This window comes from Methanolobus profundi (assembly GCF_900114835.1).
Taxonomy (GTDB): Archaea; Halobacteriota; Methanosarcinia; order Methanosarcinales; family Methanosarcinaceae; genus Methanolobus; species Methanolobus profundi.
This window is the reverse complement of the sequence record NZ_FOUJ01000001.1, coordinates 699,954-722,038: the sequence shown is the minus strand read 5'-3', so window position 1 is coordinate 722,038 and position 22,085 is coordinate 699,954. Positions and strand designations below refer to the sequence as shown.

The following is a 22,085-nucleotide window of genomic DNA, read 5'->3' as shown; positions in this document are numbered from 1 at the left end:
ATATATAGTAGAACTCTTCATAGAAGTATTACTATCTGGATAGAAGTACTATCTGCATACACTTTACATTAATTTTATAACTGGATATTTGGGTTATTGGGGGAGGATTGAGGATCTCAGACATAGAGGATATACTAAGAACAGTACCTCATGCTGTCAGAATAAAGGACAGCAATAATAATACTATTAGTTACAATGAGGAATTGTGCAATCTTTTGAATAAAGGTCATGATGAGATAAACAACAGCACATGTTACGAGCTCATAGGTAAAGATGAGCCATGCGATATTTGTGCCACTGCCATGACTTTCAAGACAGGAAAGAGTTCACATATTGAGAAATATATCGAATTCCTTGACAAGTGGGTCGATTACAGGGCATACCCCATATTGGACAACAACGGGGAGATCAGCAAAGTAGTTGAGCATATCAGGGATATCACCAAAGAGAAAAAGGTAGAGGGACAGCTATACAGACTTCTCCATGAGAATAGAAGCAATGAGATATATACAGATAAGATCGGTCCGGACACCCTGTTACCTGATGATAACACCGGCTACTCAGGGATCTTTGATAACTCGCTCAATGCATTTGCACTACATAAGATCGTGACCGATGAGCATGGCGATCCAGTTGATTATATATTTACAAGTGTCAATAACGCATTTGAACGGGACACTGGCCTAAAAGCAGAGGATATAATCGGAAAAAAGGTCACTGAAGTGATCCCCGGAATAGAGAATAGCTGTTTCATAAAGACCTATGGTCAGGTTGCTCTTACAATGGAACCTGTACACTTAGAAGAATACTCAGAACAACTGCACAAATATTATGATATATCTGCTTTCTCACCTAAAAAGGGGTTCTTCGCTGTCATCTTCAATGACGTCACAGACCTTCGGATCAAAGAAGAGGTCCTTCTACAGGAAAAGATATCACTGGAAGCTGCCAGTCTTGCACAGAACGAACTTTTTACCGGAATTAACCATGAGCTGAGAACACCACTTACTTCCATAATTGGATTCACCGAACTTCTCCTGTATCCTAAGACCGGGGACCTCTCAGACACACAGAAAAAGTACCTTGAGAACATCCAGAGCAGTGGAAAACACCTTCTTAATCTAATCAACAACATACTCTACAATTCAAAGATAGAAGCAGGTAAGATAGAGCTTGACTATGAAATAATAGATGCTATTTCGATCATAACCGATGTGAAAAATGTGATGTATCCACTGGCACTACGGAAGACGATCGATCTGAGGATATCTGACATACCTTATGATCTGACCTTTGAAGCTGACAGGATCAAGATAAAACAGATACTCTATAACCTTTTAGGAAATGCTGTCAAGTTCACTCCGGAGAACGGGATGATCGAGCTTAGCGTAGAAAAGGATGATAATAATATCATTTTTACAATAAGGGATACAGGCCCCGGAATGGACAAAGAAGGAACAAAAGACATTTTCAGTCCATTCGTTCAATTGAGATCGGATAGTATACAAAAATACAAAGGTACCGGCCTTGGACTTATGATATCAAAAAGGTTCGTTGAGATGCACAAAGGCACTATTGGAGTTGAGAGCAAGAAAGGGGAAGGAAGTACTTTCTCATTCTCGATACCATTGAAAATAAAGATCTAGCTCAGGAATGCTTATTGATAAAATGATGGATCAGCTGCCCGGATATACTTTCTGTCCCCGGAATGTTCGGGATCTCATCTTTTGTATACCATCCGGCATCCTCTATCTCAACACCATCGATCCTTATCTCACCTTCTGAATGCTCAGCGGTGAAACCTAACATGAGAGAATCAGGATAAGGCCATGGCTGGCTACCGAAATATCTGACGTTCCTGACCGATATTCCTACCTCTTCCATTACTTCACGTACCACTGCCTGTTCGATAGATTCCCCTGGTTCCACAAATCCTGCAATGATACTATACCTGCCAGCAGGAAAATGAGGGGAGCGGGCCAGCAATAACCTGTCCTCTTTCTCTATGAGCACGATTATAGCAGGAGAGATCTTTGGGAAGGCAGTGAAGCCACATTCAGGACATCCTTTAGCCCTTTCGTTATCCTTGAGCTCTGTTGAAGCACCGCACCTGCCACAGAATAGAGTGTTCCTGTCCCATTCCATTATATGGACAGCCTTTCCTGCCAGTGAGATGAAAGGATCATCAAGAATACCCGATAGTTCACGGAGTCCCACAAAACTGGAACCATCCTGCCCATCCATATTACCATCGTCAGGCCCATCAAGTTCCATAGAAAAACAGGATATGTCCCTGAGTTCTCCAAGATACTGCTTTCTCAGGATATCCAGACCCATATTCTCTGCTTCTTCAAGGGATGGTAACCTGAAATTACCCATATCTTTCAGCAATAATAGTTTGCGGTCCCTGAATGCAAAACAATACGTCCCGTAATTCTCATCTTTTCGCGGAGGACTTACCAGTGGGAAGAATTCCGAACTCCAGTCTTTGTCTTCTGAACTCATGGCTTGAGAACTAATGTTCGGGCACATTTATGAAATTTGCCTTAGCACAACTTAAAGCTTTAATAATCTTAAACCAAGATATTATGTGAGTTAAAGGGGTTTTGTGATGAATTATCTGATACTGGTAAGACACGGACAGTCAAGGTGGAACCTTGAGAACAGATTTGCAGGATGGGTGGATGTACCACTAAGTGAGAAAGGCATCCAGGAAGCAATGGACTGTGCAGAGGAACTTGCAGATATGCAGCTCGATGTTGCCTTCACATCCAAACTATCAAGAGCACAGGAAACACTTTTCCTGATACTTGCAAAACAGAAGAAGACAGGAATATTTCTTCATGAGAGCAAAAAAAGAGACGAATGGTCATATCATCCTGAAAGGTTCGATGATTCCGAGATACCCATATACTCGGACGAGCATCTGAACGAGCGTTACTATGGTAAGCTTCAGGGACAGAACAAGCAGGAAGCTAAAACCGTTTACGGGGAAGAACAGGTCTTTATCTGGAGAAGGAGCTACGATGTACAGCCTCCTGGTGGCGAGAGTCTCAAAGATACATATGAACGCACCATTCCTTATTTTGAAGAGAAGATAATGCCGGAACTTGAAGCTGGTAAGAATGTTGTGATCGCTGCTCACGGCAACAGCCTGCGCTCTGTGGTCAAATACATCGAGAATATCAGTGATGAGGATATACCGAAGCTTGAGCTTGCGACAGGTAAGCCACTATATTACCAGTTCGTAAAAGGCAAGTTCATCAAAGAAGAATAATTGTAATGAAAGGTTGTCCTTTCATTCGTAAGGTGAAACTTCATCAGGCATAGGAGATGTGTGCAGGACGCATTCATCACCATGTTTTATGAGCTGTTCGATAGATTTCCTGAGTATCGAAGGATAGACCAATCCTACTTCTTCCTTAATTGCATTGCCTTTGCAGAAGAATTTGAATGTCGGAGTTCCCCGTACACCATATTTCCTTGCAGTCATGGGACTGTCCATACCATTCATCCTGACGAAAGTGCAGGATTCATGGAACTCGTTAGAATAATCCCTGAAATATGGTTCTATTTCCTTACAATGGGTACATGTGGGAAGATAGAACATAACTACCATTGGTTTCTCCTGGTTCTCAAGGAGTTCTTCCCAGTTGGAATCATTAGCTTCTAATACATTGCTTTCAGCCATTTTTTACCGCTCCCATAATAAAAGGGGACTTACAGCTATTAAAAACTTATCTTCAAAAAAGGAAATGTAGCAGGTATTAGTTACCTGCCTGTAATTTAGAGATACTCTATCTCAAATGTTCTCTTTTGCCCAGGCTGCTGCTGCCTCAAGAACTGCATGGTTCAGCGGAATGAGCTTTGGTTTCTTGGAGAATGTCTCTGCAAGTGCAGACTTGAAGTGTTCCTCCTCAAGTCCTGTGATACCAAGTGCCATAATGACTCCCAGCATGACAGTATTTGCAGCTTTCTCTGAACCTGCATCTCCGGCGATCTTCACTGCCGGAACTGCAATAGCTGTGACACCTTCAGGAATATCGCATTCGCCTATTGTTGAATCATAGAGAATGTAACCTCCTTCCCTTACATCAACAGCGAACTTCTCCAGTGAAGGACGGTTCATTGCTACAAGTACATCCGGTGTATAGACCACAGGGGAACCTACGGACTCGCCTGAGACAACAACTGAACAGTTGGATGTTCCACCTCTCTGCTCAGGTCCGTATGAAGGATACCATGAAACAAAGCGCTGTGCATCGCATCCTGCGTGTGCAAGGGTCAGACCCATGCTCAGGACACCCTGTCCACCGAAACCTGCTGCCTTTACCTGTACCTCCGGGAATGATGGATCAATTCTTGCATCAGGTGCTGACTCGGTCTCAAGGTTGAAAAGGTCATCAATTGACTTCTTATCAAAGACACTGTCATCCCTGAGAAGAGATTCTGTCTCATCGGAAAGGTCCCTGAAGTTACCAAGTGGGAATTCCTCTTCCATCTGCTCGTTCACAAAAGCAGTGCTCTGCTCGGAGTTCTGCCTGAGGTTTGTCGGACATGTGGAAAGGATCTCTACGAATGCATATCCTTTGCCATCACGCTGGATCTCAAGAGCCTTGCGTATAGCCTTACGTGCTTTTCTTATGTGTGATATATCTGAAACCGATACTCTCTCGATGAAGACAGGAGCTCTCAGGTTGTCTATAAGCTCACACATGTGCAGTGGATAACCTGCGAACCTTGGATCCCTTCCATCAGGACATGTGACGGTCTTCTCACCGATCAGGGTTGTAGGTGCCATCTGGCCACCGGTCATACCATAGACAGTGTTGTTCACGAAGAATACAGCCATCTTCTCGCCACGGTTGGCTGCCTGCAATGTCTCATTAAGACCAATGGATGCAAGGTCGCCATCTCCCTGGTAAGCGATAACAACAGAGTCATCCTGTGCTCTGGAGACACCAGTACCGACAGCCGGAGCACGACCGTGTGCTACCTGGATGTTTCCACAGTCAAAGTAGTAGTAAGCGAAAACCGCACAGCCTACAGGACTTATCATGACACTGCGGTCCTGTATCTCAAGGTCATGCATTGCCTCACCGATAAGTTTGTGGATAACACCGTGTCCGCATCCCGGACAGTAATGGGTTGCTGTTGGTGCTGCACCACCCTTACGGGAGAACTCTGAATACAGACCTGCATTTTTGATAACTTTCTCAGCCATCTTTATTCCTCCCTGCCTGCAATTTCCCTTATTCTTTCAAGGACCTGGTCCATTGTTATGAGATTTCCACCCAGACGGTACACAAGTTCTGTTGGTCTGCTGCATTCAATTGCCAGTTTAATGTCCTCAAGCATCTGACCGTTGCTCATCTCCACAGAGACGAATGTGCATTCTCTTGAATCGGCTATTGCCTTTAGTTCATTCTTCGGGAACGGGAAGAGGGTCTTTGGTCTGAAAAGTCCGACATTGATACCTTCTTTCCTTGCCTGATCAACAGCAGACCTGCATATACGACTGCTGATACCGTATGAAACAAGGATTATCGATGCATCCTTTGCCATATAATCCTCGTACTCGACTTCCTGTTCCTCTATTGTCGCGTACTTTTCCTGGAGCTCATAGTTGAATTCCTCAAGCTGGTTGAAATCAAGGAAGATGGATGTAACAAGATTATCTTTGGTTTCTGCGGTACCGCTGACAGCCCATTCATTATCGATCTCAGGTCTGACAGAGACCTCCGGGAACTGCAGGGACTCGACCATCTGACCAAGTACACCATCAGCCAGTACAACAACAGGATTGCGGTACTTGAAAGCAAGTTCAAAGCCCTCGATGACCATATCGCACATTTCCTGTACGGAGTTCGGGGCCAGAACTATGTTCTTGTAGTTACCGTGTCCTCCGCCTTTGACGACCTGACTATAGTCACCCTGTTCAGGACCGATGTTACCAAGTCCCGGACCTGCTCTCATAATGTCAACGATGACACATGGAAGTTCAGCGCCTGCAAGATAGGAAACACCTTCCTGCTTAAGACTTATTCCCGGACCTGATGATGCTGTCATGACCCTGTGACCAGTGGATGCTGCACCGTAGACCATATTTATGGCAGCCTCTTCAGATTCTGCCTGTACGAACTTTCTTCCAAGCATTGGGAAATACTTGGAAGCCTCCTGCAGGATCTCACTTGCAGGGGTGATAGGATAACCGAAATAACAGTCACAGCCAGCGTATAATGCACCTATGACAGCTGCTGTGTTACCTTTTACTAATTGTGTTGCCATGTTCTCACCTTAAGTTCATTCATCTTTAAGCGGAATGTGTATCTCTATGGCAAGCGGCTCAGGACAGGTATAATAGCAATTGGCACAACCTGTACAGCCCTCGCCTGCATACTCTATATAGTGATATCCTCTCTCGTTGAGCTCTTCGCTCATCTTAAGGACACCTTTTGGACATGCAACAATACAACGTCCGCAGGCTTTACACTCAATGATATTGATAACCGGATATGGTTCTTTCTTGCCTGACATAATACAATGCCTCATTTTAAGTTTAAAAATAATATGCCGGATGGAATAGTCCATAAAGAGACGGAATATCTATCTACTTTATGGTCCGGGCTGAATTTCAAATAAAAAAGGAAAGTTACTGGGTACCTTCCTTATCGTGGTCACGGATCTCAACACGTCTGATCTTTCCACTGATGGTCTTTGGAAGTTCAGGTACAAATTCCACAACACGTGGATACTTGTATGGTGCAGTGACCCTCTTTACGTGATCCTGGAGCTCTTTCTTAAGCTCATCTCCTGCTGTGTAGTCCTTTGTAAGAACTATGGTTGCTTTGATGACCTGTCCTCTTACAGGGTCAGGAACACCTGTGATAGCACATTCAAGTACAGCAGGGTGCTCAATAAGTGCACTCTCAACTTCAAAAGGACCAACACGGTAGCCGGATGTCTTTATGATATCATCGGCACGTCCTACGAACCAGTAGTAACCGTCCTCATCCTTCCATGCCATGTCACCGGTGTGATAGTATCCATCATGCCAGACCCTGGAGGTCAGATACTCATCGGAGCGGTATCCTGTGAATATTCCAGGTGGATTGCCGAAACTTGTGTCAATGCAGATCTCACCTTCTTCACCTGCTTCACATGGTTTGCCTTCACCGTTCAAGAGCATAATATCATATTCTGGTGATGGTTTACCCATTGAACCTGGTTTTGGCTCAAGCCATGGGAATGTAGCAACTGAAACAACTGTTTCTGTCTGCCCGAACCCTTCCATGAGCTTCATACCTGTTATCTTGTAGAACTGTTCATAGACCTCAGGGTTGAGTGGCTCACCTGCTGTGACGCAGTATTTCAGGCAGCTAAAGTCGTACTTGCTAAGGTCTTCCCTGATAAGGAACCTGTAGATAGTTGGTGGAGCACAGTATGTTGTTACACCGTACTTGATAGCGTTCTCAAGCATCCTGTCAGCACTGAATCTTTCATAGTCATAGACAAAGACAGCACTACCTGCTATCCACTGACCGTAGATCTTACCCCATACACATTTTGCCCAGCCGGAATCTGCAACTGTATAGTGAAGACCATCATCTGTTACATTCTGCCAGTACTTTGCGGTAATGATGTGTGCAAGTGGATAGGTGAAGCTGTGCTGTACCATTTTCGGGAACCCGGTGGTCCCTGATGAGAAATAGTTCAGGAGGATATCAGTGTTTGCTGTTGCTTCCTCACCTGTTGGACGCTCAAAGTCCTCTGATGCTTTTTCCATCTCTTCGGTGAAACCAAGCCATCCTTCCCTCTCTAGGCCAATGACAAGACGGTTCTTCAGTATGCTGCTTACCTCATCATAAGCCTCGTCAACATAATCAAGGATACCTTCATCGGGTGCACATATTACAGTATTGATAATTGCACGCTCTACCCTGTAGACAACATCCTTCTTTGTGAGCATGTGGGTTGCAGGAACTGCAATAGCGCCTATCCTGTGAAGTGCAAGCAGACAGAACCAGAACTCGTAACGGCTCTTGAGCATAAGCATTACGTTATCGCCCTTCCTTACACCAAGGTCTTTGAGCATATTTGCCGTCTTATTACTATAATACTCAAGATCTTTGAATGTGAATATCTTCTCATCGCCGTTGTCGTCACACCAGATCAGAGCCTTCTTATCAGGCTGCTCTGCTGCGTAAACATCAACAACATCATATGCAAAATTGAAATTATCAGGGATGTTGATCTTGAAATTCGTTTTGAAATCTTCGTAGGAATCGTATTCAATACGTGAAATATATCGGTCAAGTAATGAAGTCATACTGCCTCCTCATGGATCTATAAATATAATTAAAGGATCACGGCCAGGAACTTCGCAGGTTTTCCACCCACTGACTGCATGCCATGTTCATAGCTGGAATCAAAGAAAATAGAATCTCCTTCTTCAAGGACAAGCTCGTTACCGTGAATTATCACTTTCAGGGTCCCTTCAAGCACATAGTCGAATTCCTGTCCGGGATGGGAGTTCATTGAGACAGGTGTTCCTTCCGATTTTGGGTCTACCCTGACGACAAAAGGCTCAGCCTTCTTGTGTGCGAAATTAGCAGCGATGTTCTGGTACTTGTAGTCCTTACGACGTTCAGCACTTACACCTTTGTCCTTACGGGTTACTGAGAAAACACGCATCCTTGGCGCTTCACCGGTAAGCAGTACTGACATATCTACATTGAGATGTTGGGCGATCTCAAGGAGGATACTTGCAGGTATGTCCTCTTCCCCATTCTCATACCTGGAATATGTGTCAACAGGCAGTTCCAGTTCCTTAGCCATTTCCTCAACGGAAATATCTGAGATGTCACGTAATTCCCTTACACGAGCTGCGATTTCTTTGATCTTTTCCTGCATAGAGATACCTTCATAAAATAATAATGCAAATAACAGGTAATAATCGCACAGAGCCACCTGAAAACGAAATTATTCTCTTGAAGAGAGAAAGTCCCTTATATCCGCATCGATCTGTGTTTTTAAGGGTTACTATTATTTGAATATATTTGTTTAAACAGTGTCATGTATTAGCATGGCATGTTTTATGTATTACCATAGTGTAGCGATCATTCAACATGATCACATTAATAACAGGAGACTATAATTGGTTTTATTACAGGAAAATATATTAATATAATAATATTTGATGTAACAGTATCAATATATAGGTTAATAAGAATCCTACACTAATAAAAAGGCATAACCGATAAACATGGAAGGCATTCTTGGACTATTTGATGAAATGGAGCATGAGTACAGAAGACAATTACTTCATGCTGCCTTTGGCCTCTTAATATTGCTATTTCCATTTATTAGTTCTGAGATCCTTCTATTTCTTAGCTTTCTGGTAGTTATGGGACTAACATTCCTTCCGGAAGATTCACGCATCTGCAGGTACCTGTACATGAAACCACTCCCGGGCTCCCGCGAGATGCTTTCTGACAATATAAACCAAGGGCTCAGGAGCGCAAAGAACCTCGCGATATCTGTATTCATATTGATGCTGATAAGCTCACTACTGAAATTCACTACATACCATTTACCATTATATGTTATTGCAGGTGCCATTGCGATATCTACCTTCGGAACAAGTGCAGCAAACTTCATGAGACACAGGAAGAAGCTGCAGACACTTCGCATCGGAGCGGCAGGGGAAGAGGCATATGAAGGATACCTGTTGCCTTCCAGTATCGTACTTCTGGGAGTCGGGATAATAACAGCATACTTCGCTGGTATCTGGCTCATGTACTGGCAAGAAAGCGCTGTCAGTATCAACATGATAGTCTTCCTGGCAGTTATCGGTTCCATAACAGGCGCACTTTTTGAGTCGATCCCATCTAACATCGATAATAATCTATCGGTGCCACTTGGTTCTGGAATGATGATGTGGCTCTTCAGTTCCTTTGGATATTCGGTACCGCCACAACAGATGATCTTCGCACTTGTCTTTTCGATCATACTTGGCTATCTGGCATACAGGACAAAGATAGCAGACCTTTCAGCACTTTTCAGTGCAGCACTTCTGGGAGTGTTGATAATAGTTTTCAGTGAACTGTTCTGGTTCATCCTCCTGTTGACGTTCTTCATTCTTGGAGGGGGATTTACCAAATATAAGTACAGATACAAGGAATCCATAGGTCTTGCACAATCCAAAGGTGGTGTCAGGAGCTATGAGAATGTTTTCAGCAACAGTACCGCTGCCCTGGTACTTGCGGTCCTGTATGGGATATATCCACAACATGCAGAACTCATCATCTTTGCATATCTTGGTACCGTAGCAACAGCGACCGGAGATACACTGGCAAGTGAGGTTGGTACCACAGCCCATGCACAGCCGATAATGATAACAACCCTCAAGCCCACAAAGGCCGGAGTTGACGGAGCGGTCACAGTACTTGGTGAAATAGCAGCTCTCCTTGGAGCAATGATAATAGGTGTGCTTCCGGTACTCTTTGGAAAGGTCGATGATGCATTCCTTGTAATAGCCATCACCACAGCAGGTGGTTTCCTTGGAACGAATGTTGACAGTATCCTTGGAGCCACACTTCAGAAGAAAGGTGTTCTAACTAACAGTGGTGTCAACTTCGTTGCGACCTTTGCAGGAGCCATTATCTCAGGTATACTCTACCTGATCATTGTTTGATCACACAGTAGGGTCCTGATCGAACTCACAGGATCTTGCAACACCGCTTTTTATCGCTGCAGCAGCGACTGCTGATGCAACAGCTTTTACAACTCTTCTGTCAAGGGGACCGGGAATGATGTAGTTCTCATCGAGCTCTTCATCCGTTACAATAGATGCAAGTGCATAAACTGCTGCCATCTCCATCTCAGTGGTTATATCACTGGCACAGGTATCAAGAGCACCACGGAACAGACCCGGAAAACCAAGGCAATTATTGATCTGGTTAGGACAATCTGAACGACCGGTTGCAACTATCCGTGCACCTGCCTCTTTTGCAAGTGAAGGCATTATCTCAGGAACAGGATTGGCCATTGCGAATATTATAGCATCCTTAGCCATGGATGAAGCCATCTCTTTACTTACTATCCCGGGTGCGGAAACGCCTATGAAAACATCTGAACCTATAAGTGCGTCTGCCAGTGTACCTGAAATACCCTTTTTATTTGTCAGGTCAGCAATCTCTTCTTTTTCCGGATTCATGCCTTCTTTTCGGCCTTTGTGAATTATACCACGGCTGTCACAGACAACAAGTCTTTCAGAACTGACCCCTGCATACATTAGCTTTAGGGCAATAGCTTTCCCGGCAGCTCCAGCCCCTGAGATAACCACATCTATTTTGTCAATTTCTTTCCCAACGATCTTCAGAGCATTGATAAGTCCTGCAATGACAACCACTGCAGTTCCGTGCTGATCATCATGGAATACGGGTATTGGTAGTTCTGAACGAAGTCTCCCCTCTATATCAAAACATCTGGGAGCACTTATATCCTCAAGATTGATACCACCGAATACAGGTGCAATGTTCCTGATCGTCCGGATGATCTCTTCCTGATCATTCGTATCAAGACATATGGGAACTCCATCGATACCTGCAAGCTCCTTGAAGATCAATGCTTTTCCCTCCATAACAGGTAAAGCTGCAAGTGGTCCGATATTACCAAGGCCAAGAACTGCGGATCCATCAGATATAACAGCCACAGAGTTCTTTTTCATTGTATACCTGTAGACCTGATCAGGGTCTTCAGCTATCCTTCTGCAGGGTTCGGCAACACCTGGGGTATATGCAAGGCTCAGATCCTCCACATTATCAAGGGGAACCTTGCCGCATATCCCTATAACTCCCCCGGCACTTTCATGGAGCTCCAGCGACCTTTCACCAAGAGTATTATCGCCTTCTTTACACATTGAGATCCCTTTATCCATTTTCATGACACCTGCTCCTTGTAATATTAATAGAACACACGTAACTCCTTATGCTATATGCTTCTCAAAAAAGTTATATGTTCTCCATGAATAGGATAAAGAATGAAGATGATGATCAAGGGAATTGCAAGGGAGACACTGAACTTCATAATGGAAGCCAGCAAGTCAACATTTCCTAATGAGTTCGCTGGTCTTTTACAGGCAAAGGACGGCATCATAACCGATATTCTTATCCTTCCGGGAACTGAGTCCAGTGAGGTCAATGCGGTCCTTAAGCTCTTCATGATGCCAAATATCTCAGCAGTGGGTTCTGTACACAGTCACCCAAGTTCTGTGATCAGGCCTTCAAAAGCAGATCTGCGTCTGTTCAGCAAAACAGGGAACCACCATATAATAGTGGGTCATCCATTCGGCCCTGATAACTGGAAATGTTTCAGCGGCAGCGGTGAGGAAATATCACTGGATGTGCTGGACGTTGAGATAGAGGATGATGAACTTGTCTGAAAGGTGAACTCAGTGTTCACCCGGGAAACTACTATAATCACAGATACTGTTCATGGAATTATCAGGTTCCTGATCGGACAAAGGTAGTATCACTTCGAATGTACTTCCTTTTCCAGGATCGCTTTCCAGATCGATGTGACCTCCATGTACTTCAACGAACTTCTTGACAATGCTCAGTCCAAGACCTGTACCCTCGAACTTCCTGTTAAGAGAACCATCAAGCTGTACAAAGGCATTGTATAGTCTTTTCTGGTCTTCTTCTGATATGCCGATGCCATTGTCCTTTACTATCATATGAAGGTCATTACTCTCATTCTGTCTTACAATAACAGAGACAGTACCACCTGCAGGTGTGAATTTTATCCCGTTGCTTATCAGATGATGTAACATCGTCTTGATCTTTGACTTATCAGCGTAGACAACACTTACATGGGTATCTATATCGAATTCCAGTTTCACACCCTTCTTGAAAGCATTTGGACCAAGCATCCTTTTTACATCGGACATCATGGCCGGAAGTGAGAACATCTCGATATCAAGTTCCATCTTTCCTTCCTCGATCTCAGCAATATATATCAATGAGTCTACAAGATCAAGAAAACGCGAACCTGCAAATTTGATGATCTCCGTGAAATGTTTCTGTTCTTCATTTAGCTGACCGGTCTCCTGGGCAAGGAGCAGATCAGCATATCCCAGTATAAGGTTCAATGGGGTTCTCAGTTCATGGTTCATGTTACAAAGGAACTCGCTCTTTGTACGGGAAGTGTTCTCTGCAAGCATCTTTGCATCAAGTATCGCCTTTTCGGCCTGCTTGGAGATAGTGATATCCTGCAATGTCTCGATCGCACCCATTATATCATTGTTATGATCTCTGATAGGTGCAGCTGTAAGAAGTATCCATTTGTTGAGCAATGGGAAGAAAGCTTCTGCCTGATATCCACCTTCAACAAAGGATGGTGTAAGTTTATTGTTCTCATAGAGCTTATCGATGTTCTCCAGAGAATTATCCACTACAAGATCAGCAAGCACCGGACGCTCTTCTTTGTAGAAGGCCATCCATGAATCCCTGGTACCTATTACCTCATGTGCCTTGATACCTGTTGCTTTTTCACATGCCCTGTTCCAGTAGATGATGTTATGGTCCTTGTTTATCACAAAAGCAGGTATGGGACTTCCATTGACTATCTGGAACAACTCATTCTTCTTATCCTGTAATTCATCTTCAGCATGCTTGCGCTCAGTGATATCCCTCCCAACTCCTACAACACCAATGAGCTCATTCTCTTCTGTAAGAATGGGGGTCTTATATGTCTCAAGAAGTATACGGTCCCCGCTTGCACAATCGATCCATTCCACACTTTTTGAGGACTGACCGGTCTCAAGGACCCTTTTATCATTTGAGCGAAAGAAATCTGCACGGTTCCTGTCAAACAGATCATGACTTGTCTGACCTATTATCTCGCTGACCGGTTTGCCGATACACTGTGCGAACATCTCATTGCATGAAAGGAATACGCCATCTGTATCTTTGAAGAAAACAAGGTCAGGTACAGATCGAAGTAAGCCTGAAAGTAGAGCTGTCTTTTGAAATAATTCTCTTTTTAGATGATCAGACCTGTCTGAAACGTCAGGATCATCTGTCATATTCTTATCTATCAATGCTAGTACCCCCGTACTCCACGCATCATATTTCCGGTCAGCAAGTGACCGGCATGTGATTCATATCAACGTATGATCAGATGCACATTTAAATTTTACTGAATAAGCAATTACCTTGAACTATATAAACTTTTTGTGTTGATTCCAAAAATATCTGCTTAAAATATAATTGTATTAAAAAATCAGGCAGCATATATCACAAATGAGCATAGGAGAACAAGTATACTCTGTTCCAGATAAGTTAAGCATTCAAAACAGGAATTATCATAAAGAATAGTTCATATGGGGGACTATATGGTTAAAGAGAGATTTGATGATCGATACGAAATAGGGGTTTACTTATAATCAACTGCCACACAATTGAAAAGTTAGCAAATGGATGATGGATTATCCATTTGCTCTTTTCTACACTTATTCCCGACTAGACCCATTCTTAATTCTGTGTGGTACAATTTGGACCTTAGACTACACCATGGTAGTGAAGGAATGAATAGTATGTCAACAAAGCGACTGTGAGAGAGACGAACATTGTACCAAAACTGTACTGATCATTTGTAGCGTAATATTCTGTCATGTTTTATCATGATATACATACATTTGAAAGCATATAAATGTTTCTGCTATTTATCATGATTAATCATTCTATTTGTATCTTTACGAACTATATTGTCAGACAGGACCAGGCATTAATAGTATGAGTATACACTGATCGGCATTGAATAATTGTTCAACAGATAGTCAAATATGTTGTGAATAACATCAGACACACCTACAAATAACATGCATCTAAAAAGATATTTAAGATAGATCATCATAATTTATTTGTTAGTAACATATGGGAGTGTAAGAAAATGTCAGAAGAGATCGAACAGAAGATAATAGAATGCCTGAAAGACCATGACTGGTTGAACCTTGGGACAGTGGACAAGGATGGTAAACCAATGGTACATACCGTAGCCTATGCATCTGATGGTGCAGTCGTTTATTTTAGCACTGCAAAGACCACACGTAAGGTTACCAATATAGAGAACAACCCTTTTGTGGCCTATACAGTGGATGATGACAAAGTAAATGTCATGGAGATCACAGGTGTTCAGATGGAAGGCAAGGCCTCTATCGTTACCGATGAAGAAGAAACTGGCAAGGTATTCGACATAATGCTTGAGAAATTCCCTTTCGTCAAAGACATTCCAGCAGAGGTCGAACACGTTCTGTTCAAAGTAGAGCCGGTCAAAGCGTATTACCTTGATTACACAAAGGGATTCGCTCACCGTGATATGGTAAGCTATTGATAGTGCAGCCATCATTTTTCTGGCAGGAGATGATCATTATACTTTTTTTACCTGCCATCATTTCTTTCTTATCATGCTACTTCATCTTTATTCACTACTTCAGGGAACTGCCATTGATACAGGTGAGATACACCTGACATATCATGCGGATAATTGCTAAGTACCAGAAGAACACAGAAGAGAGATTATCATTCAAATGAGGAAGAATATGGATAATACGGAAAATATGGAAGATATTAAAAGATACTTCTCACAGGAATGCTTTGCCTCAAATTCCGGCATGACAATAACCGAGGTCTCTAAAGGCTATGCTAAAGCAGAGATGAAGATCGAGAAAAGACATCATAATATCCTGGGAACGGTACACGGTGGTGCCATCTTCACACTGGCAGATATGGCCTTTGCCGCTGCATCCAACTCCTATGGGAACGTTGCTGTTGCTATCAATGCTGATATATCCTTTGTTAAAGCCGCATTTGAAGGAAACCTTTATGCCGAGGCAAAGGAAACATCCATCAACCCGAAGATCTCAACCTATGTTGTGAATATAACAGACGATAAGGGAGATACGGTTGCAATATTCAATGGTATGACCTACAGGAAGAAGAACAAACTGGATATTCCTGAAGAATGATGATCCCTGTAAACGAGATCATCAGAGTTATAAAAATAAAGAAAGAACTGAGATAACTGGGATCAAACCAGTTCTCTTGGCTGTTTTTCTTCAGGCAATGAAGGCAGTTTTGCAGAACTTACAAATAAAGGAGCTTCAACTTCCTTTGCTCTCTCAAGCAGCAACTCTTTTCCTCTCTGTGTAATTCCAAAAAGTGGTACTGCACTTCCCACCTGAACAAGTGGTGTTACAAGTTCACGTATGTTCTTTGAAGCACAACTGGTAACGATATCCACGTTATTCAGAAGTTCCTGTGCGAATTCTTTGCCTATGCCTGTAACGTGTGCACCAATTATCGTAAGTTCAAGATCCATTTCAGCTTCAAGTTCCCTTAGCTGTTTTGCAGTTTCCGGGAAGACCACGGTCACAGCTATTTTCTTATAACCGAGTTCTGCTGCTTTCCTTGCAGCTGCAACAGGATCTACTCTGGCAGTTGAAGGATCAAGGACAATGCCTCCACGTTCATTTATACCATTGATGGTCTCATCGATGGGTTCGGTCTCAACAAGACCTGAGATGCGTGCACCCATTCCCTGTACGAGGTTTGGATTATTGGAAATAACGCTGCCTGCACCATCACATGCAGTGACCGTTGTATCAAGAAGTCCACGTTTAAGACCTGTCATCATGGTCTCAGATGCACCGAAACCTACAAAGATATCCATGTCAAGTTGACGTTTGCTGGTGAAAAGCCCGAAATCCCTTATACGGAATTCCATATTCTTCTTTATCTCTTCTTTAGTGATCTCAGTAATACCACGTGTCTTGTCAAAAATAGGACACCAACTAATAAGTGGCTCGCTTACCTCTACAACTTCTCCATTCTCAACAACAACTCTGGCCTTTCCAAGTATTTCCATAACATGTGGCATACATTTCACCTTTAAGAGATAGTTACAATAAGATAATAAATAGAATTAATAGATAGGATCATTGAAAGGATATGCTCACAGAGCATCCCTTTTGTCAATTACCTTCTTAGACTTACCTGCTGTACGTGGGATATTACCTTTCTCGGTCAATTCCACATTTGTCCTGATATTGAGCACACTCTTAAGTTCGTTCTCAACATGTTTGCGAACAGCAGCAAGGTCTTTGAGCTCGCCTGTAAATGCATTATCATCAAGCTCCACCCTCACAGTGATCTCATCGAGCATCTTGGCGTTCCTGTCAAGGATGACCTGGAAATGCTCTGTGACCTCAGGAATGTTTACAATTACATCCTCTATCTGTGACGGGAACACGTTTATGCCTCTGACAATGAGCATATCGTCAGCCCTTCCCAGAAGCCTTGATATACGTGGTGTTGTACGACCACAGGAGCACTCGCTTTCAAGCAATCTTGTAATGTCACCGGTCCTGTATCTGATAATTGGTAATGCTTCCTTTGTAAGGGATGTGAGTACAAGTTCTCCTTTCTCACCTTCTGCAACCTGCTCACCATTCTCATCAAGGATCTCTACATAGAAATGGTCGCTCCATATGTGAAGCCCATCCTGCTCCTCACATTCAAAAGCAACTCCGGGACCCATAAGCTCAGAGAGACCATAGGAATCATAGGCCTTTATGTCCAGAGCATTCTCAAGTTGTTTTCTGGTATTGGCTGACCATGGTTCAGCACCAAAACAACCTACCCTGAGGGAGAGTTTGTCAACGATGTCCATCTCTTTGGCAGTCTCAGCAAGATAAAGAGCATAAGAAGGAGTACAATGAACTGCAGTAACACCGAAGTCTATCATCATTTCAAGCTGTCTTGCAGTATTTCCGGTACCACTTGGCACGGTCATGGCACCCATTCTTTCGGCACCATAGTGGAAACCAAGACCACCTGTGAAGAGTCCATAGTTAACAGCGTTCTGGAAAACATCATTACTGTCAAGACCTGCCATTGTGAGGTTCCTTGCCATAAGGTCTGACCAGTTCTCGATATCATTCTTAGTGTAACCGACAACAGTTGGCTTTCCACTGGTACCAGAAGATGCGTGTATCCTCACAACATCCTTTTTCGGGACAGCAAAGAGCCCGAAAGGATAATTGTCCCTGAGGTCTGTCTTTCTGGTCGTCGGTAATTTGCTTATATCATCCAGTGACCTGATGTCATCAGGACCTATACCAAGCTGTTTGAACTTATCTTTGTAAAAAGGAACATTATTATAGACTGCTGCAGCCGTCTTCTTCAAGCGTTTCAGTTGTAATTCGGCAAGTTCGTCCTTTTTCATAGTCTCGTATTTTGGCTGCCAGTATCTCATAGGAAAATCTCCGCAAAATATCCTCTCTTAGGAGTACATCTTTCAGTGTTTAAACCTTTTTGCAAATACATATTCTTTTCGTCAGCAAGAGGACTTGATTTGAACATCCAGAGAGGTATGTGAATATTTGAAGTGTATACTAAGGTATGCGCCAACATGACATGCATACTACATGAATATAATGGTTAAGATGAACTAGAATCAATATTTGTTACAGTAGTAGTAGCTTTGATGAACAATAATTATGCAGCCGGACTGGAAGTTCCTTTGAGAATATGATCGATGCATAGGAGAATTGGCCAATCTCCGGAAGGTAGTGGTACACTAATTGGCCAATATGAACAGATCAAATAAGACTTCATGAGCCATTTACTTAAGCTGACATGTAGATCATTTTGGAGAACTTCTTGATTACTTTACTACCCTATTTGACCTGCTCATGCCATAATAGGAATTCTTTGTATATCAATATTACTAATTGATAAAAAAATAACAACAAATAAGTATTATATATTGTATTGTGATAAGTAACCACACATTTCAAAGGTGAACACAATGGAACTAAAACCTTTCAAAAGAGAATCAGTAATGCCTTTGCCAGTTGCTTTCATATCTACAATGAGTAAAGATGGCATCAGGAACATTGCTCCATATGGTTGTATAATGCCAGTGCTCAGGCCCCTTGACCTCATATGTATAGCAACTGCAAAAAGAAGAGATACCCTTGATAATATCAGGGATACAGGAGAATTCGTTGTCAACCTTGCAGGTGATGAGTTTGCGGACAAGGTCATACCAACAGCCAGAGCATTTCCAGCAGATGAAGACGAGTTTGAGATAGCAGGCCTTGAGGAAAAGCCCTCTAAAAGAATCAGAGCTCCTGGAATAAAAGGATGTTATGCCTGGATGGAATGTGAACTGTTCAAGATGTATGAAGAGACGAATTACATATTGATAATGGGTAAAGTTGTCCATCTTGAAGTTGCTGATGAGGTATATGGAAAGGATGGTCTGTGCAATGTGAACAAAGCCCGTCCTTTAATGATGATGGGAGCAGACAAAGGAATGCATTTTTGTACGGTTGAAGAACTTGGGAAATTCGAACCATTTGGAGCAATGTTCCCGAAAGGAAAAGATCCTCTTGCTAAAATGTATGAGGAAAATAGCTCTCCCTGATAGTTCGTAAAGTAATTCAAGTCGATCTGCTATTTTCTCTTTTTTCATTCATATATTAGTAAGTTTGATATTACGTTTCAAATATTATTCAACTTATAATGGCATTAAACTAATACCACATCACATTTTAGACATTATTATTAGAAATAAGTAAAAACAAATAACACGAAAACTATTAAATGTATTATTGTATTTTACATTCTGTGATTATCATGTCATCAGAAGATTCTACCCAAAACACTACAAGAGAAATTGCTTCCTTTGAAGATGCTGCAAAGTTCCACGGACACGTATGTCCGGGGCTTACCATTGGCTACATTGCAGCAAAAGCAGGTATAGAAGCGCTGGAAACAGAAAGAGATATTGACGAGGAACTTGTCACCATTGTGGAGAATGATGCCTGCGGAGTTGATGCAGTACAGGTACTTACAGGCTGCACAATAGGAAAAGGTAATCTCATTTACAAGGACCATGCAAAACAGGTATTCACATTCATCTGTCGTGACAGTAAAAAAGCTGTTAGAGTAGCTCTGAAAGCCAGTTTTAATATTGACAACATCGACCCGAAAGTAAGTGAACTTCGTCCTAAAGTAATGTCAGGTTCTGCAACTGATGAAGAGGCAAAGGAATTCAGGGAAAGAATGGATGGCATCTCAGTAACAATGAGGAACACTCCTGTTGACGAGATGTTCGAGGTCAAATTCGTTGATGCAGAGATACCGGGAAAAGCAAGGATATTCAATTCTCTTCAGTGTAGCAAATGCGGTGAAATGATGGCAGAATCCAGAGCAAAGATCCAGAATGGTGAATATACCTGCATCCCATGTTATGAAGAATACAACAGAGGATGGTAAGGATGAAATTGAGTGAAATATCAATTTCTCTCTTCATCTCTTTACTTCTGGTCAGCACAGTATTATTCGTACCTGCATCCGCTTCCGGCGATGATAGCAGCCAGGAAAGAGTATTTACTGCCAGCTGGGGCACAAGTTCAACCGCAGACTGGGGTTTTCCTTCTCCACTGACATTCTATCCACGTGGTCCCGGCTACATAATGACAAGCTACTGTTTTGATACACTCGTATGGCCGGAGGGATCAGGGGAATTCACAGGCCTGCTTGCGGAGTCATGGGAAAGCTCCGATGACGGTCTGGAATGGACATTCCACCTGAGAGAAGGAGTAAACTGGCATGACGGTGAACCATTCACAGCAGATGATGTTGTATTTACAATGGACTACATCAAAGGAAAGGCATCAATAAGTCCAATAGGTTCAAGCTGGTACAACACCGGTGTCATAAACAGTGTTGAAGCTCTTGATGATCATACTGTTGTTATCACACTGAACTATCCATACGCACCATTTATGCAACAGGTTGCAGCGGTCATCCCGATCATGCCAGAACACATCTGGGAGAATGTGGAGGATCCAAGTAAATATATGGAAGATGAGGCTGCAATAGGCACAGGACCTTTCATTCTTGAAGATTATGACACAGACCAGCAGTCTTACAAATACACAGCTAACAAGAATTATTTCCTTGGAGAGCCAATAATTGATACTCTTATCTATGTCAAAACATCCGATGTTGTTATTTCCCTGAAGACAGGTGAAGTGGATGAATCCGGTCTTACTCTTGATCAGGTCCAGGCACTTGATGAGTCTGACAACATGGAAGTTATCAGCGGACCAGGCTACTGGGTCTACCGCCTGAGATTCAACATCCCTTCGAACACAATACTAAATGACACAACGGTTCGTCAGGCTATCTACTATTCTATGAACTGTTCAGATATTGAAAGCAGGGTGCTCCATGGTGGTGGAATTGAAGGAAATCCTGGATACGTTCCTCCTTATTCAAGCTGGTACAATCCTGATGTAGCTCAGTATGAATATGATATCGATACAGCTAATCAGATGCTGGATGATGCAGGGTATTCCGAAACTAACAGTGACGGAGTAAGACTGGATGCAGAAGGCAATCCACTTGAGTTCCAGTTATTATATTCATCTGACCAGCAGAGCCAGAGGATCGCAGAACTTGTCCAGACATACCTGAAAGAAATTGGTATTGGGATCACTCTTAAACCAGGAGACACCAAGACCGTTGACGGACTGGTTGGTGCAGGTAACTTTGATCTTGCGATCTATTCACATGGCACATCCACAGATCCTGCCAGAATGCTGAACTCATTCCCGACATCAACAGGATGGAACAATTCAGAGTACATGGCCCTTGCAGAAGAGCAGATGAGCACAATGGATGAAGATAAGCGTAAGGAACTTGTTGATGAGATGCAGGTCCTTGTAGCTGACAATGTCCCAACGATCCCCATCATGTACAGGAACGTTTACAGTGCAACCAGCAAGGACACAGTAACCGGTTTCTTCTACACGGATGGCGGAGTAGGTGGCGGAGTACCAACCGAATACAACAAACTTGTTTTCATCTATGGAACATGGAATGGGGACAATGATGATACTGCTGAAGGAACAACAGAGAGTTCAGTTGCCGGTATAAGAATACTCGGCTCTGTTGCGATCCTTGCATGTGCCTTTGTTCTGATCCGTCACGGGAAGCGCTAGACAG

20 protein-coding genes are annotated in these 22,085 nt (G+C 42.9%); 9 read left to right on the top strand and 11 right to left on the bottom strand.

Annotation, left to right across the window (positions count from 1 at the left end; all coding sequences use genetic code 11):
• Positions 1–107: 107 nt before the first annotated feature.
• The gene (locus BM008_RS03355) at positions 108–1,646 is read left to right on the top strand and encodes a PAS domain-containing sensor histidine kinase (RefSeq protein WP_091933156.1); all 1,539 of its coding nucleotides are present in this window, start codon (positions 108–110) and stop codon (positions 1,644–1,646) included.
• Position 1,647: 1 nt separating this feature from the next.
• On the opposite strand, the gene nudC is transcribed toward BM008_RS03355, so the two are convergent.
• On the bottom strand, positions 1,648–2,505 hold the full coding sequence (gene nudC / locus BM008_RS03350) for an NAD(+) diphosphatase (RefSeq protein WP_177187945.1): 858 nt from the start codon (positions 2,503–2,505) through the stop codon (positions 1,648–1,650).
• A 106-nt stretch (positions 2,506–2,611) separates the two neighbouring features.
• Here nudC and BM008_RS03345 point away from each other — a divergent pair, with 106 nt between their 5' ends.
• On the top strand, positions 2,612–3,277 hold the full coding sequence (locus tag BM008_RS03345; protein ID WP_091933150.1) for a 2,3-bisphosphoglycerate-dependent phosphoglycerate mutase: 666 nt from the start codon (positions 2,612–2,614) through the stop codon (positions 3,275–3,277).
• A 21-nt stretch (positions 3,278–3,298) separates the two neighbouring features.
• Here the strand turns inward: BM008_RS03345 and BM008_RS03340 are convergent, their stop codons facing one another.
• The 6 genes from BM008_RS03340 to BM008_RS03315 form a co-directional block, all read right to left on the bottom strand.
• A complete protein-coding gene (locus BM008_RS03340; protein ID WP_091933147.1) occupies positions 3,299–3,691 on the bottom strand; it encodes a thioredoxin family protein in 393 nt (130 codons plus the stop codon).
• A 111-nt stretch (positions 3,692–3,802) separates the two neighbouring features.
• Positions 3,803–5,224, bottom strand: coding sequence for a 2-oxoacid:acceptor oxidoreductase family protein (locus tag BM008_RS03335; RefSeq protein WP_091933144.1), 1,422 nt, complete (start codon positions 5,222–5,224; stop codon positions 3,803–3,805).
• Between the two features lie 2 nt (positions 5,225–5,226).
• Positions 5,227–6,288 (bottom strand): 3-methyl-2-oxobutanoate dehydrogenase subunit VorB, encoded by a 1,062-nt coding sequence (locus tag BM008_RS03330; RefSeq protein WP_091933142.1) that lies wholly within the window; start codon positions 6,286–6,288, stop codon positions 5,227–5,229.
• Between the two features lie 15 nt (positions 6,289–6,303).
• Positions 6,304–6,537, bottom strand: coding sequence for a 4Fe-4S dicluster domain-containing protein (locus BM008_RS03325; RefSeq protein ID WP_091933139.1), 234 nt, complete (start codon positions 6,535–6,537; stop codon positions 6,304–6,306).
• Between the two features lie 115 nt (positions 6,538–6,652).
• The gene (locus BM008_RS03320) at positions 6,653–8,329 is read right to left on the bottom strand and encodes an AMP-binding protein (protein WP_091933136.1); all 1,677 of its coding nucleotides are present in this window, start codon (positions 8,327–8,329) and stop codon (positions 6,653–6,655) included.
• Between the two features lie 29 nt (positions 8,330–8,358).
• Positions 8,359–8,913 carry a helix-turn-helix domain-containing protein gene (locus BM008_RS03315; protein ID WP_091933134.1) on the bottom strand — a complete coding sequence of 185 codons (555 nt, stop codon included), beginning with the start codon at positions 8,911–8,913 and terminating at the stop codon, positions 8,359–8,361.
• Between the two features lie 352 nt (positions 8,914–9,265).
• Between BM008_RS03315 and BM008_RS03310 the strand changes: the two genes are divergently transcribed.
• Positions 9,266–10,696: a TIGR00297 family protein gene (locus BM008_RS03310; protein ID WP_091933131.1), complete on the top strand. Its 1,431-nt coding sequence runs from the start codon at positions 9,266–9,268 to the stop codon at positions 10,694–10,696.
• Here the strand turns inward: BM008_RS03310 and BM008_RS03305 are convergent, their stop codons facing one another.
• A complete protein-coding gene (locus tag BM008_RS03305; RefSeq protein WP_245747840.1) occupies positions 10,697–11,947 on the bottom strand; it encodes an NAD(P)-dependent malic enzyme in 1,251 nt (416 codons plus the stop codon).
• A 102-nt stretch (positions 11,948–12,049) separates the two neighbouring features.
• On the opposite strand from BM008_RS03305, the gene BM008_RS03300 reads away from it, so the two are divergent.
• Positions 12,050–12,445 carry a Mov34/MPN/PAD-1 family protein gene (locus BM008_RS03300; protein WP_091934168.1) on the top strand — a complete coding sequence of 132 codons (396 nt, stop codon included), beginning with the start codon at positions 12,050–12,052 and terminating at the stop codon, positions 12,443–12,445.
• Positions 12,446–12,454: 9 nt separating this feature from the next.
• Here BM008_RS03300 and BM008_RS03295 read toward each other — a convergent pair whose 3' ends face one another.
• The gene (locus tag BM008_RS03295; RefSeq protein WP_091933128.1) at positions 12,455–14,104 is read right to left on the bottom strand and encodes a PAS domain-containing sensor histidine kinase; all 1,650 of its coding nucleotides are present in this window, start codon (positions 14,102–14,104) and stop codon (positions 12,455–12,457) included.
• An 851-nt stretch (positions 14,105–14,955) separates the two neighbouring features.
• Here BM008_RS03295 and BM008_RS03290 point away from each other — a divergent pair.
• Both BM008_RS03290 and BM008_RS03285 read left to right on the top strand, forming a co-directional pair.
• On the top strand, positions 14,956–15,396 hold the full coding sequence (locus tag BM008_RS03290) for a pyridoxamine 5'-phosphate oxidase family protein (RefSeq protein WP_091933126.1): 441 nt from the start codon (positions 14,956–14,958) through the stop codon (positions 15,394–15,396).
• A gap of 208 nt (positions 15,397–15,604) precedes the next feature.
• Positions 15,605–16,030 carry a PaaI family thioesterase gene (locus tag BM008_RS03285; RefSeq protein ID WP_245747838.1) on the top strand — a complete coding sequence of 142 codons (426 nt, stop codon included), beginning with the start codon at positions 15,605–15,607 and terminating at the stop codon, positions 16,028–16,030.
• 62 nt (positions 16,031–16,092) lie between these two features.
• Here BM008_RS03285 and BM008_RS03280 read toward each other — a convergent pair whose 3' ends face one another.
• Together BM008_RS03280 and BM008_RS03275 are read right to left on the bottom strand one after the other, a co-directional pair.
• The gene (locus BM008_RS03280; protein WP_091933124.1) at positions 16,093–16,941 is read right to left on the bottom strand and encodes a methanogenesis marker 8 protein; all 849 of its coding nucleotides are present in this window, start codon (positions 16,939–16,941) and stop codon (positions 16,093–16,095) included.
• Between the two features lie 75 nt (positions 16,942–17,016).
• On the bottom strand, positions 17,017–18,318 hold the full coding sequence (locus tag BM008_RS03275; RefSeq protein ID WP_091933121.1) for a phenylacetate--CoA ligase family protein: 1,302 nt from the start codon (positions 18,316–18,318) through the stop codon (positions 17,017–17,019).
• 555 nt (positions 18,319–18,873) lie between these two features.
• On the opposite strand from BM008_RS03275, the gene BM008_RS03270 reads away from it, so the two are divergent.
• The 3 genes from BM008_RS03270 (at position 18,874) to BM008_RS03260 (ending at position 22,081) form a co-directional block, all read left to right on the top strand.
• Positions 18,874–19,494, top strand: coding sequence for a flavin reductase family protein (locus BM008_RS03270; protein ID WP_091933118.1), 621 nt, complete (start codon positions 18,874–18,876; stop codon positions 19,492–19,494).
• 212 nt (positions 19,495–19,706) lie between these two features.
• Positions 19,707–20,348 (top strand): FmdE family protein, encoded by a 642-nt coding sequence (locus BM008_RS03265; RefSeq protein ID WP_091933116.1) that lies wholly within the window; start codon positions 19,707–19,709, stop codon positions 20,346–20,348.
• A gap of 2 nt (positions 20,349–20,350) precedes the next feature.
• Positions 20,351–22,081 carry an ABC transporter substrate-binding protein gene (locus BM008_RS03260; protein ID WP_091933113.1) on the top strand — a complete coding sequence of 577 codons (1,731 nt, stop codon included), beginning with the start codon at positions 20,351–20,353 and terminating at the stop codon, positions 22,079–22,081.
• Positions 22,082–22,085: the final 4 nt, after the last annotated feature.